Annotated in this window: 12 protein-coding genes and 1 other annotated feature; of the genes, 2 read left to right on the top strand and 10 right to left on the bottom strand. The window is 39.8% G+C overall.

Annotation, left to right across the window (positions count from 1 at the left end):
* Positions 1-60: 60 nt before the first annotated feature.
* From CD03_RS0124945 to CD03_RS0124935, 3 genes are all read right to left on the bottom strand, one after another.
* On the bottom strand, positions 61-624 hold the full coding sequence (locus CD03_RS0124945) for a flavodoxin domain-containing protein (protein WP_027295937.1): 564 nt from the start codon (positions 622-624) through the stop codon (positions 61-63).
* 24 nt (positions 625-648) lie between these two features.
* Complete coding sequence (locus CD03_RS0124940; RefSeq protein ID WP_027295936.1) at positions 649-1,218, bottom strand: TetR/AcrR family transcriptional regulator; 570 nt, start codon at positions 1,216-1,218, stop codon at positions 649-651.
* Positions 1,219-1,413: 195 nt separating this feature from the next.
* Positions 1,414-3,549: an extracellular solute-binding protein gene (locus CD03_RS0124935; RefSeq protein WP_197041695.1), complete on the bottom strand. Its 2,136-nt coding sequence runs from the start codon at positions 3,547-3,549 to the stop codon at positions 1,414-1,416.
* Positions 3,550-3,723: 174 nt separating this feature from the next.
* Here CD03_RS0124935 and CD03_RS0124930 point away from each other — a divergent pair, with 174 nt between their 5' ends.
* Entirely contained in the window at positions 3,724-4,401 is a 678-nt protein-coding gene (locus tag CD03_RS0124930; protein ID WP_027295934.1) for a response regulator transcription factor, read from the top strand.
* A gap of 72 nt (positions 4,402-4,473) precedes the next feature.
* Positions 4,474-5,760: a sensor histidine kinase gene (locus CD03_RS0124925; RefSeq protein WP_027295933.1), complete on the top strand. Its 1,287-nt coding sequence runs from the start codon at positions 4,474-4,476 to the stop codon at positions 5,758-5,760.
* Here the strand turns inward: CD03_RS0124925 and ilvN are convergent.
* The 7 genes from ilvN to CD03_RS0124890 all read right to left on the bottom strand — a co-directional run bounded on the left by ilvN (position 5,747) and on the right by CD03_RS0124890 (position 13,368).
* A complete protein-coding gene (ilvN, locus tag CD03_RS0124920) occupies positions 5,747-6,244 on the bottom strand; it encodes an acetolactate synthase small subunit (RefSeq protein WP_027295932.1) in 498 nt (165 codons plus the stop codon). The two genes, CD03_RS0124925 and ilvN, sit on opposite strands and share 14 nt — an antisense overlap.
* A 15-nt stretch (positions 6,245-6,259) precedes the next feature.
* Entirely contained in the window at positions 6,260-7,987 is a 1,728-nt protein-coding gene (gene ilvB, locus CD03_RS0124915; protein ID WP_027295931.1) for a biosynthetic-type acetolactate synthase large subunit, read from the bottom strand.
* Positions 7,988-8,056: 69 nt separating this feature from the next.
* Positions 8,057-8,348: a binding site (T-box leader), on the bottom strand.
* 94 nt (positions 8,349-8,442) lie between these two features.
* Positions 8,443-9,567, bottom strand: coding sequence for an aldo/keto reductase (locus CD03_RS0124910; protein WP_027295930.1), 1,125 nt, complete (start codon positions 9,565-9,567; stop codon positions 8,443-8,445).
* A gap of 38 nt (positions 9,568-9,605) precedes the next feature.
* Positions 9,606-10,841 carry a nickel pincer cofactor biosynthesis protein LarC gene (larC, locus tag CD03_RS0124905; RefSeq protein WP_044289647.1) on the bottom strand — a complete coding sequence of 412 codons (1,236 nt, stop codon included), beginning with the start codon at positions 10,839-10,841 and terminating at the stop codon, positions 9,606-9,608.
* Entirely contained in the window at positions 10,842-11,600 is a 759-nt protein-coding gene (gene larB, locus CD03_RS0124900) for a nickel pincer cofactor biosynthesis protein LarB (protein WP_027295928.1), read from the bottom strand.
* Positions 11,601-11,663: 63 nt separating this feature from the next.
* Complete coding sequence (larE, locus tag CD03_RS0124895; protein WP_044289646.1) at positions 11,664-12,446, bottom strand: ATP-dependent sacrificial sulfur transferase LarE; 783 nt, start codon at positions 12,444-12,446, stop codon at positions 11,664-11,666.
* 163 nt (positions 12,447-12,609) lie between these two features.
* Positions 12,610-13,368, bottom strand: a complete 759-nt coding sequence (locus tag CD03_RS0124890; RefSeq protein ID WP_027295926.1) for a MerR family transcriptional regulator — start codon at positions 13,366-13,368, stop codon at positions 12,610-12,612.
* Positions 13,369-13,403 lie beyond the last annotated feature (35 nt).

Genomic DNA, 13,403 nt, shown 5'->3' with positions numbered 1-13,403 from the left:
TATAGTGCAGTCACCGGATCTTCTGTCATTGTTCCCCTTACAGAATTCGCTTTTTCCAGATTAATTCAGATTAACTTTATGATACTTCTTATACTGCTCCACCAGTTCCCCGATACTGCTCTGATCCGTAAAATCAACTGCTTTCCCGTAAGTAGCTATAAATTCTCTGTCCTCTGATGTTTTCTCATTTTCCGGTTTCTTAACTATCATGTTATTCATCATTTTCATCATCAATTTATGTACTGACGTCAATTTACTATAATCCATATATCCGCGAAAATGATACAGCTTAGCCTGCTTCATCAGCTCTTTCGGTAATGCTTTCTCCATCCCCTCCCGAATATGTTTTACATTTTCTTCAACTTTTGTATTTGCAAGACCGCAGGTAAATAAAATGATATTTTTCCCTTTAATCCTCTCATAATTTTTTCCAATCAGGGAAATCCCTGCAATACCACCTGCATAAATTCCTCCACCGTAAATGACCGTATCATATTCCATCATTTTTTCTGGTGCTATCTTCCTTCTTTCAAATAAATCAGCACCCAAAGCTTCTGCAATCCATTCTGCATATTTTTTTGCTGCTCCATATTTTGACTGATAAATTACTACAACCTCACTCATAGTTAACCTCCTCCTATTTGCTATCTATCCTCTACGAGTATATGTTACTTTACTTAAAAAAGCATCAAATGCTAAATCCAGCATCTTTCTTATCTCTACATCATCCAACTGCACTGACCCCGTAACCAGCATGGAAGAAATTCCATGGGTATAAATCAGCATATTCATATGTAATGCTTTTGCACACTCCGGCGTAATATCAAATTCCTCTGCAATTCTATCCGTAACCTTTTTATTGCTGCGCTTTTCATATATATCCTCAAAACTGTTCAAATTGTCCTGTTTCATCATAAATAGCAGCCAAAACAGATGGGGTTCTTTTCTGGCAAATTTAATCTGGCAATATCCTACACTCCTGAAGAATTCCTTCGGATCAGCATTTCTGGCAATAAAGTCTCCATAAAAAACCACTGCCTTATGAAACAAATCCTTTTTTAATTCCTCCATATTCTTATAATAACTGTAGATCGGCTGAACCGAACAACCTATCCGCTCAGCTATCTCCTTTGTAATTACACGTTCAAATCCCTGCTCTCTTGTTAATGTAAAAGCAGTATCCAGTATCATTTCTTTTGTTATTCTCTGTTTTGGCATTTTTTCCTCCTGTGTGCCAGTCATACACTATCTATGTGTAATATAATAATATTTATATAATATACTTTATATAAATATTATTATATATTTTTCCTTGCATTCTGTCAACAAATTTTACCTTACCTGCTGATTATTTTAATAAAAAATGCAGAAGCAGAACTTGAAAATTTCCAAATTCTTCTTCTGCGTATCCTTTTATTCACTCCGGTATAATCTGATCTTTGACGCTAATTCCCTTGCTGCCACACTGCTGGATGCACTCCCTGCATAGACTCTGTTCATTTGATCCATCATCAATTCCTCTATAATTGTATCCACGATTAGTGGGTGTTTTAATTCCACAGCTATTTTTTTAAACTCTTCCAGTTCTGCTTCATCAGCTTGTTTAAACGTAATAATCTGATCTTCTTCATCCCCCTCCACCATTGCTTCCACATCAGACTCTACAGGCTTCAAGTCTTGAAAAGTTTGCCTAATCACAGGAAATCCTTCCCCTAACTCTAGACTCTGCATTTTTTTCGACAGCAAAGTCCTGATAAATTCTTTTGCTTCATCCATATGCTCAGATGCTGCATGAATACCTACCATGTCATAAGGTGTATATAGTGACTTTATCGTTTTTACCTGAGCTTCATATTTACCCTGAAAAGTTACAGGTAATGATAAATCCATAACGCTTTTCATCTCCTCTATGGCAACTCTGTATTTTCCAGTATTAGAGGGAAATCCTAACCGAAACATATTTTTATCTTCTTCTCTCCCCTCTTCCCTGCTCTTTGCACCTGTCTTACGTACCAGCTTCATTACTACATTTATATATTGTTCAAGGTCTTGTTCCCCAAATGAAGCAGCCTTGAGATCGTTATAATACATATAGAAAATATTTTGTGCAATTTTTTCATAAATATCACTTTCTATAATTTGATCTGCATCCGAACGATTCAGATATTTTTCCAGACTGTCTAAAGATTCCATTTGCCTGATTGCATCTTCATTACCAATTAAAAGAGGCACCCCAAATCTGGATGAAATGGAAAATATTCTGCCCTTATTATCTTTTTGCAAGCTTAAATTATCCAGTAACCCTAATTCTCCTTCCATTTCATCTGCTATAACAGACAAATCCAAAAGCGCACCCTTTGCTACATAAGCATCGGCCGGAAGTCCGTCAAGTATAATCAAATCCGGCCCTTTTTCACCCGCCAAGACTTCTGTATTTATAATTCTTATCGTATCTGACAGGGTCGTACGATCTTTGGTTTCTCCATAATCCTGGTATTCTATTTTCACATCCGGATTCTTCTTTTCAAATTCAGTAATCGCCTGCTGTATTGTATTACTTTTTGCCAATCCCGCCATTTTAAGTATTGTGGGATCTTCCTTTCGCTGCTTCTTGTCATAGTTATAGTATTTTAAAGATGCATTACCAGATTTCTGAAACATCACATAAAAGCTACTATTATCCCCTATTTCAAAAGAAACCGTCTCCTGATCTAACTTAAGAGCCGGCATTTCATCCCCTTCTATGATTGTTTCCACGATACTGCCGTCAGCCATAATATGATGAATCCCCTCATCATTCAAAAAGAAAAAATCTTGCCCGCCGCCTTCCTTCAGATAACTGCGTCCCGCCAATTCTCCAACCTTTATTTCATTTTTCTTTTCCCCTGTTTCTATATCATATAAACAAAATCCCGTTCCTGTATCATTAACGGATAGAAATAGCTCGGGACATACACCAATATTTTTCGTTACATTCACTCCTAATTCCCACTTATCAAACCTTCTGATCTTTTCTCCTTCCCGATCGTATAAAACTGCTCCTTTTTCTGAATTATAAGAAATAATGATCCTCCCATCTTCCAGACTTTTTATCCCGTTAGGATATACAGGTTGCTGCTCTGATCCGTCTTTCTTAAGATCCGCAATAAAAACTTCTTCTATCGTATTGCCCTGCTGTTTAGCAATATGAGGTAAATAATCATCATCAAAGTAAAGCATATAAATATTTCCATCCAAACCGCTCTCAATAATTCTTGGTTCATATGTTACATTTTTAAAAAACTCTGTCAATCCGCTTTCACTTTTCTTTTTCCAGCTATGGTCTTTCAATAATTCATAAATATGATAATCACCAGATTCTTTCTCCCTGGAGTACAGATACATTTGGCTTTTCTTCACTTTCACAAATGATATTGCCTTCTCCCTATCCTGATCAAATGGCAGTTCAATATCGTCCTCCATGTACCCCTTACCATTAAATTTCTCACTGACTTTCTTTTGACTGCATCCTGTTCCAATAATCATGAATAAGAAAACTAAAATTGCCATCAAACAAATTTTTTTCATATGTGCGCCCCTTCCTTTCGTGTTCAAATCTATACTAACACGAATATCTCGAAGAAACTTCTAAAATGCCATGGACTTCTTTATAATTTATTAAAGATTACTCCGCTCAGCTGTGCTATAATAATTAAAATTTATACCATATTAAGGAGTGTTGTCATGCGTATTCTACTAATTGAAGATGATAAAGATCTTTGTAATCTTATACAGCTCCACTTTTTACAGGCACAATATGAAGCAGATATCTGCTACAACGGCGATGACGCTTTATTTCACATACAAAATACTTATTATGATATCCTTGTACTTGACCGAATGATCCCCGAAATAGATGGACTTTCCCTATTGAAAATTATACGGGGACAAAATATCCAGACTCCCGTTATCATAATTACCGCACTGGAAAAGCTGCAGGATAAGATCTGCGGTCTGGACGCAGGCGCTGATGATTATATAACAAAACCATTTGAAATATCCGAATTGATGGCGCGTATCCGGGCTATATCAAGGCGTCCGGGAATTCTTCACTCCGCTGTAACCCTGAACTATAAAGATCTTGTTCTGGATGTAGAAAAACAAACTCTATCATCCGCGTCACTATCTGTCTCCCTGTCCCACAAGGAAACCCGCCTATTGGAAGTTTTTATAAAAAATGCTGAATTAACTCTCCAACGGGATTATTTGCTTAATTCTGTCTGGGGGGCTGATTCCGATGTGGACGAAAGTAATTTAGATAATTACATCTATTTTCTAAGAAAAAGATTATCTAAAATAGAAGCAGAAACCAGTATTAAAACCATGCACGGAATCGGGTATTATTTGGCATCCACAAAATAGCACCTCCGACAGATCCGGGTTGATTGAACCATTATGCATACTCTAAAGTTTACGAAAGGATCTGACTGACATATGATATTTCCTAATGTTCAAAAAAAATTAACTATCCTGTATGTACTGACTTCCGGAATTATTCTTACTGCGGCGCTTGCCATAACAGCTGTATTATATACAAAATTCCTATATCAAAAACAGACAGAGACTTTTCAGGCAAATATTTTTCATGTAGTCTCCACTTTACAGAACGGTTCTGCTGTTTCAGATTCCTGGCTGGACGAACTAAGTTACCGTGAAAATCTGCTGATTCATATTGAAGAAAATGGAACACCTCTGCTTTATAATACCTCTGACAAGTTACACGCAGGTCAGAAAACTCTGATTCAGACTGCCAAAGATTATATCAGAGAAAATTATCTTACCTCTATAACAGGCTCTTCCTATCAAAGTCCATTGTTTAAGGTGACCGGAGCTGGTCAAGGTACTTTCCTTTGTGCCTACATTTCCTTATCTAACAATCGTCATTATCAGGATATTTATCTGTTAAATGATATATCTCATTTAAAATCAGATGGCTTTACACTCCTATTTTATTTACTGCTAATTGAATTTGTGAGCTGTATTTGCCTGTTCTACCTTGGACACCGGTTCGTCCGCCTTGCTCTGACGCCTGTGCGCGAGAATCAAAAACTACAAAATGACTTTATAGCCGCTGCTTCCCATGAACTTCGTTCACCCGTAATGCTAATTCAAAATGCTGCTTCATCTGCACAGCAGTTCCACGATCAAACAGACTACTTTCATAATCTTATTCAACAGGAATGTATGAGAATGTCTTCTCTAATTCAGGATCTTTTAACCCTTACCATTTCACCGTCTGATACAGAAGAAGTCTTCATAGAATATGACCCTGATACATTGCTTCTGGAAATCTATGAAAAGTATCTGACTCTGTGTAAAGCCAAAAACCTTCACCTTCGCTTGGAATCTGCCGATTATCTCACTGACAGTCCCACAAGTATCCCCGGATATCTATCCCAGGTTATTCGTATATTTCTCGACAATGCAATAGCCTACTCACCAAGTGGAGAGACTGTTACATTACAGATGTCCGTTAACAAAAATGACATTTACTTTTCAGTTATTGATCATGGCTGCGGTATCGCAGATGAAGATAAAAAGAAGGTCTGCCAGAGATTCTATCAGGGTGACATATCACGTAGCAGCAAAGAACATTTTGGGCTTGGTTTAAGTATTGCACAAAAATATACCACCTCCCTGAGGGGCAAAATTTTATTAGAAGATACCCCCGGAGGCGGATGTACTTTTATTCTAAAATGCTCCTACACTATCTCTCCGTAATACTAATTGATTCTATCGCCACACTGCCGCCCCGCACTACTTCAATTGCAGAAAATTCTTTTGCAGCAAGCTTAACCAGATCGTTATTGCGCTCCTCCGTCTGTACACATTCCAGTACCAGACGGTCTTTGTTCATATCTACTGCCTTGACGCCAAAGACTTCCGCCATACGAAAGGCTTCATTTTTATCCTGTTCACCTGCCGTGTGGATTTTCAGATACATCAGTTCCTTCATATGAATCGGAACATTTGTAAAATCAACAACTTTTATAACTTCTACACATCTGTTCAGCTGTTTCTTAATCTGCTCAAAGGTAGCATCATCACTGTCCACACAGATTGTCATTCTGGACACTGTATTATCTTCCGTCTCTCCCACCGTCAAACTATGCAGATTATAAGATTTTCCGGAAAACAGTCCTGATATCCTAGCCAGCACACCCACATCATTTTCCACATATAACGATATCCATCTTTTCTTCATTTAACTATTCCTCCTTTAACATTCCATTACCATATCGTGAATTGCATTTCCACCCGGCACCATAGGCAATACCAGTTCATCCCGTTCAATAATAAATTCGATGATCGTCGGACTGTTCTGGTTCCTCTCAGCCTCTATAAATGCAGCCTCTATTTCATTTTCATCAAATACACGGATTCCTTTCGCTCCATAACTGTCAGCCAGTTTTACAAAATCCGGAGAGTATACAGGACATCCGTTGGTCTTACAGCCTTCACAGCTGCTTCCACAGCTTCTTCTTCGTTTCATGCAGGTACTTGCATAGCGTTTATCGTAAAATAACTGCTGCCACTGTCTTACCATTCCCAGGTAACTATTGTTAAAAATACAGATTGTAAGCGGTATTTCACAGGTTACGGCTGTTGCCAATTCCTGAATATTCATCTGCACACCACCATCTCCCGATACACAGATTACCTGTCTCTTCGGATTTCCCAGTTTTGCCCCTATTGCTGCCGGCAGGCCATATCCCATAGTCCCTAGTCCGCCGGACGTTAAAAGCCTGGTCTGTTGGTTCATTTCCAGAAACTGTGTTACCCACATCTGGTGCTGCCCAACATCTGTTACAATAATCCCGTCTTTTCCCCGTTTATTAATAACCTCAATGATTTTATCCGGTGAAAGTCCTTTGTGAGTACTTCTGGCAATCGGAAATTCCGCTTTCCATTCCCTGATTCGTCCTATCCACTCTGTTCTTTCACAATCCTCTGCCTTTTCCAGCATTGCTTCCATTGCCAGTTTCGCATCCGCTACAATTGGAACATCTACATGAATATTTCTGGATATGGAAGCCGCCTCAATATCTACATGGATTATCGTTGCTTCCGGTGCAAATTCACTGATTTTTCCCGTGATCCGGTCGTTAAACCTGGTTCCTATGGAGAACAGCAGGTCGCACTCGCTAATTGCCATATTCGAAGCATAAGAACCATGCATTCCAATATTCCCAATATAATAATCATGATCCGTAGGTATTGCCCCCTTTCCCATAATCGTAGTAATTACCGGAACATGAACCTTCTCCACCAATTCTTCCAATGCGCCTTGCGCACCTGCAATTGGAACACCGCCACCAATTAAGAACACAGGGCGTCTGGCGCTCTTTAACATCTCCAGAGCCTTTTTAATCTGACCTTTGTGTACAGATAAATTAGGCTTATATCCCCTGATAGAAACAGGTTCATCAAAGCAGTCTTCAAATATCTCATTTTGAATATCCTTTGGGAAATCAACAACTACCGGTCCCGGTTTTCCTGTTCTGGCAATATAAAAAGCTTCTTTTATGATCCGTACCAGATCTTTTCTCTCCCTGACTGTAACCGCATATTTGCAGATACTTCTGGTAATTCCAACGATATCTACTTCCTGAAAAGCATCATTTCCAATTAAGTGGGTCGGCACCTGGCCGGTAAAGCATACCAGCGGTACACTGTCATAATTAGCCGTTGCAATCCCGGTAACCAGATTTGTTGCCCCCGGACCGCTGGTAACAAGGCAAACTCCAACTTTCCCCGTAGATCTGGCATAACCATCTGCAGCATGGATCAGCCCCTGCTCATGTCTCGGAAGAATTACTTCTATGTCTCTCTGATCATAAAGGGCATCAAAAATATCAATTGCATAACCGCCCGGATAACCAAATAACATATCAACCCCTTCCCGTTTTAATGCTTCAATAAAAGCCTGCGTTCCTTTTCTTTCCATTGCATTTCCTCCTTTACAAATTCCATTGATACATTCCGGCAATAAAAAAGCCCTAAGCTAATAAAATTAGCTTAGGGCGAATACGCTGTGATCCGTGTTACCACCTAAATTCAAAGAATAATCTTTGCACTCTGCCAGTACGGATAATCCTCCATCTGACATGATAACTTCTCATTTCAGTACGGAAAAATCGATACTGCTTTCCCTGTAACGGAGGAAAATTCCGTTGAAGCCTACTTAGGTAATCCTGTTCAGTTCACTGCTCAAAGGCTACTTCCATACTTCCTTGTTAAAGATTCGCACCAACCATCTTTTCTCTGGAACTCAGTGAGTATGTACTCCTCCTCATCATTGCATTTGTCATTTTATATTATATGCATTTCTGATATTTTTTATTATAACTGGGATACTCGCTGATTGTCAATACTTTTTTTCAGACAGTTTTCTTTCTCACCCTACTCAAACATCGCGACTGCATTCTGCAGTTCTGCAATAATTTCAATATGCTGTGGACACTGAGCCTCACATGCTCCGCATTGCAGGCAATCCGATGCCTTGTTTCCGCCGCCTGTTACAAAACCGTATTCATTTTTTGCATCCTGCAGGTTCTTAAATGTCGCATTTTTATTCATTGCCTTAAAAATCTCCGGTATCGGAATCTGTTGTGGACAGACTTCCATGCAGTACTGGCAGTTTGTACATGGAATCAGCGGCATATTTTTCAGCTTCGCTGTGACTTCATCAATCACCTTCTGATCTTCCGTTGTGATTTTCTCAAACTCAGCCATAAAGCTTAAATTATCTTCCATCTGCTCCATATTTGACATTCCGCTTAATACCGTAATAACGCCTTCCAGAGAAGCCGCAAAACGCAGCGCCCAGGATGCTACGGAATGTTCCGGTCTTGCTTCTTTAAATATTTCGTCCAACTCAGGAGTCAGTGATGCCAGTGTTCCTCCCTTAACCGGCTCCATAATGATTACCGGTTTGTTATGTTTTCTTGCCACTTCATAACATTTCTTTGCCTGAATAATGCTGTCGTCCCAATCACAATAATTGATCTGAAGCTGTACAAATTCTGCATCCGGATGTTTTTGTAATATTTCATCCAGACAATCTGCCGTATCATGAAAAGAAAATCCATAATGTTTGATCAGGCCTTTTTCTTTCTGCTCTTTTACAAACTCCCATGCTTCATATTCTTCATACTTTACGGCCTTATTCCGATCAATTGCATGTAAAAGGTAAAAATCAAAATAACCTGCTCCGGTACGTTCTAACTGGGTGTTAAAGATTTTAGCTACATCTTCTTTTGCATTTACCAGCCATACCGGGAGCTTCGTAGCCAGCTGATAGCTGTCCCTGGGATATCTGCTGGTTAAGGATGCTTTTACTGCTTCTTCTGAATGTCCGTCCAGGTATGGATATGCGGTATCAAAATATGTAAATCCCTTTTCCATATACAGATCAACCATTTTTTTAGTCTGTTCCACATCAATCGTGTTGTCTTCCAACATTGGCAGGCGCATCATCCCAAACCCCAATTTCTTAATCTCAGATCCTAAAAATTTTTCACTCATTACATAATCCTCCTTTATATTTGATATACAGTGTCTTATTATTCTGCTTCATAGATGCATTGATATATTTCTTTTAGCGGTACCCCCTGCTGCATCGCCAGTTTTTTAGCACTTTCATACTCCGGATAAATTCTTTCTTCTGCTCCTGCAGTCACCTTTTTTACTTCCAGTTCTCCATATCTCGTAGGAATAACCTCTTTTGCTCTAGGCAAAACAGTTCGGCTCTCTAATCTTTTACGTAAGCCGATAGTAGTGGTATGCAAAAATATAATCTCTTCTATTTTCTTCATATCTTCCGGAACACAAATTGCAGTCATGCGGTATGCCGGTCTGTTCTTCTTCATATATATTGGTGTAAAAAACACATCCAATGCTCCCTGTTCAAAAAGCCGTTCCATAACATATCCCAGGAATTCTCCTGTGCAGTCATCCAGATTCGTTTCCAGGACTAGTACCTGATCATCTTTATCCTGAAATCTCCCATCCACATTCACGATCTCACCCAGGCTGACCTTTAGAAGATTTGGTATTTCAAGATCCTTCGTACCGGCACCCCAACCGATTTTTTGGACATTCATTTCCGGCATATTTCCATAAGAAGATGCCAGTTCTGCTATGATTGCAGCCCCGGTGGGTGTCACAAGCTCGGTATTAATGTCAATCTGCCTGGTAATCGCATCGCTGGCTGCAAAAATTTCAGATACTGCCGGAACGGGAACCGCAAGTTTCCCATGCTGGCAATGAATAAACCCGCTGCCATCCTGAATAATAGATGCACACACCATATCCGGTCTGAGCATATCAATTAAAATCGCAGTTCCTACAATATCCACAATGGAGTCTACTGCCCCAACTTCATGAAAATGGACTTCTTCCAGTTTCCTGTTATGTACTTTCGCTTCTGCTTTTGCCACCCGTAAAAAAATGCGTTTCGACAGATCCTTTGCGCCTGACGTAATTCCGCTTTCTTCTATGATACGATTAATATCCATTAAGTTCCGATGTTCATGATGATGCCCCTGTGGATGGTGCTGATGTTCATGAATTTCATGACCTTCACGAACTTCATGTTCCAAATGTACTTTTACATAATTACCCGTTATTCCGTTTTTTACCGCCTTATTAAAACTTATTTTATATCCATCCACATGGAGCTTTTCCAGTTCTTGCAAAAATACCTGTCTGTCTAATCCCAGATCCAGGAGCGCTCCAAGAGTCATATCTCCGCTTATTCCCGAAAAACAGTCGAAAAATAAGATTCTTTTCTTCTGCATCTATTCTTTTCCTCCCAGACTATTTATACTGTGCGCCATATAACCCGCACCAAATCCGTTGTCAATATTTACCACGCTGATTCCACTGGCACAGCTGTTCAGCATTGCCAGGAGAGGGGCAACACCGCCGAAATTTGCTCCGTATCCAACAGAAGTAGGCACCGCAATAACAGGCTTATCCGTCAGCCCGCCTACAACAGAAGCCAGCGCCCCTTCCATTCCGGCTACAGCGATCACTACATTTGCCCTGGCAAGAACATCCAGTTTCGACAAAAGCCTGTGTATTCCGGCAACACCTACATCATAGATTTCTTCTACATGATTCCCCAGAAAACGTGCTGTTATGGCTGCCTCTTTGGCAACCGGAAGATCGGATGTTCCGGCACATGCCACTACCACCACGCCTTTATTCATAGAAACAGCTTCCCTATTATATTGGATAATCCTGGCTTCTTCATCATATTCCATATCCGGGCATACTATTTTAACTGCCTCATACTTTTCCGCTGAGCATCTCGTCCCCAGGATATTTCCGACCTGATGTGCGATCATATTTTCCACGATTCCTGCTATCTGCTCACTGGTTTTTCCCTCGCAGTAAATAACCTCAGATACTCCAGTCCTGATCTTTCTCTGATAATCAATCATTGCATACCCAAGGTCATCAACAGTTTCTTCTTTCATCCGTTTTTCTGCTTCGGCAACTGAAATTTCATGTGCATTTAACTTTTCTAATATTTCCTTTACTTCCACGTTCACACCAACTTTCCAACCCGCATGTATCCGAACTGTAGCTATACAGACTTTATACTGCTTTTCCTCTTACAAATCAAAACTTCCGCTGCGGAATCCTTCCAGATCCAGCGTTACATAATCAAATCCGCATGCCTTAACCTTGTTCACAAAGTCCTTATGTTCCAGAAGGCATTTAAAATCCTCTTTTGCAACTTCAACCCGTGCAATCCTGTCATGTACCCGTATTCTGCCTGAATCTATCCCCAGCTCCTTAAGACAGCGTTCCGCATCCTCCGCCTGTTTTAATTTTTCCGCTGTCAACTGCGTACCATAAGGAAAACGCGAAGCCAGACAGGCATTAGACGGTTTATTCCAGGTGATAATCCCCAGTTCTCTGCTTACATTCCTGATATCCTGTTTTGTAAATCCACACTCATAAAGCAGGGAACAGATCCCCAGCTCTTGGGCTGCTGCTGCACCAGGCCGATATACCTTAGCATCATCCAGATTCTTCCCATCCAATACAACTTCATACCCCTGGGTTTTAGCCATTTCGATAATCTTCGACATTAAGTTCTTTTTACAATAATAACATCTCTTCTTATCATTCCCGGCAAATTCAGGCACCGTGAATACATCCATTGCAAGAATTTCATACTGCACATCTTTGTCTTTTAACAGCTGAACCGCTTCCTGATAATCAGCTTGAGCCAGCATAGCTCCACTGCATAATACAGCAAGCACATTTTCTTTTCCTAACGTTTCTCTTGCTACAGACATCAAAAAATTAGAGTCCACTCCGCCTGAATATGCAATTGCTACTTTCTTTAATTCTTTCAGCCTTTTCTTTAATAATTCCAGTTTATCCATGTATGCCTTTCCGATACTTGTAACCCGATCTGTATATTCATTCTATTGTATCATATTTGCGGGTTTCAGACCATATTTACATAATATTTGCACAACTCTGTTTTATATAGAGTAGCACTTAAAGTTTGCTTTAAGTCAAGTACTTTTTCACTTAACCTTTCACTTAACGTTTTCCGTTCATTCTTTTCATTTTATCTATTTGCACCGCTACGAATAACGCATTCTCTTTCGCTTCCTGTAAAGATGTAAGGAGCCTGTCACATGCGGTTATAATGTCGTCATCCTGCCTTGGTGTATTGATTATCTCCCGGATATTGGTATCGGGGTTCATTGTCAGGGCTTTTAGCATTCTTAATATAGAAGACAGAGAATAATTTGCACAGCGGAGAGAACGTATTATTTTTAACCGCTGCAAATCTTCCGATGTATACACCCGATATCCATTTTCCAGCCGTTTAACAGAAAACAGCCCATTTAGTTCCCAATTTCTAAGGGTATCAATTGTAACGTGAAGATAATCAGCCGTCTCTTTTCTTGTAAATAAAATATCCTTTTCATCCGAATCTGCACCTAAACTGGATAATAACTTTTGTGTAATCTGTATTGCCTCTTCCGCATTTTTTATCTCTGTTTCCACCTGTTTCATATAAATTCGGGTTAATTCCGCTGCTTTTTCATAATCTCCAGCCGCAGATATCTTAATGATTTCCACCGCCTTTTTACGCAGCCCATTCTGCAGTACCTCTGCCTGAAGAGCCGCCCTTGCTAACTTCAGCTGTTCCACATGCAGATCCGTGAATACCCGATACCCATTACTTAACCTTTGCGGTTTGGGGATCAGACTGCATTTCTCGTATAATCGTACCGTATTCACATGTATTCCAAACATTCTGGCGATATCGGCAGTCTTGTATGTGTTCAAATTTCTATACCTCCATTCTGTCATCTTAAATTTGG

The organism is Robinsoniella sp. KNHs210 (assembly GCF_000686105.1).
Taxonomy (GTDB): domain Bacteria; phylum Bacillota; class Clostridia; order Lachnospirales; family Lachnospiraceae; genus Robinsoniella; species Robinsoniella peoriensis.
This window is presented reverse-complemented; position numbering and strand designations above follow the sequence as displayed.

Bases quoted from the DNA above. Each gene is read 5' to 3' on its own strand.
- larC (WP_044289647.1), bottom strand. From the start codon at position 10,841: ATGCAGAAGAAAAGAATCTTATTTTTCGACTGTTTTTCGGGAATAAGC.
- larE (WP_044289646.1), bottom strand. From the start codon at position 12,446: ATGGATAAACTGGAATTATTAAAGAAAAGGCTGAAAGAATTAAAGAAA.
- CD03_RS0124945 (WP_027295937.1), bottom strand. From the start codon at position 624: ATGAGTGAGGTTGTAGTAATTTATCAGTCAAAATATGGAGCAGCAAAA.
- CD03_RS0124930 (WP_027295934.1), top strand. From the start codon at position 3,724: ATGCGTATTCTACTAATTGAAGATGATAAAGATCTTTGTAATCTTATA.
- CD03_RS0124910 (WP_027295930.1), bottom strand. From the start codon at position 9,567: ATGAGTGAAAAATTTTTAGGATCTGAGATTAAGAAATTGGGGTTTGGG.
- ilvB (WP_027295931.1), bottom strand. From the start codon at position 7,987: ATGGAAAGAAAAGGAACGCAGGCTTTTATTGAAGCATTAAAACGGGAA.
- CD03_RS0124940 (WP_027295936.1), bottom strand. From the start codon at position 1,218: ATGCCAAAACAGAGAATAACAAAAGAAATGATACTGGATACTGCTTTT.
- ilvN (WP_027295932.1), bottom strand. From the start codon at position 6,244: ATGAAGAAAAGATGGATATCGTTATATGTGGAAAATGATGTGGGTGTG.
- CD03_RS0124935 (WP_197041695.1), bottom strand. From the start codon at position 3,549: ATGGCAATTTTAGTTTTCTTATTCATGATTATTGGAACAGGATGCAGT.
- CD03_RS0124925 (WP_027295933.1), top strand. From the start codon at position 4,474: ATGATATTTCCTAATGTTCAAAAAAAATTAACTATCCTGTATGTACTG.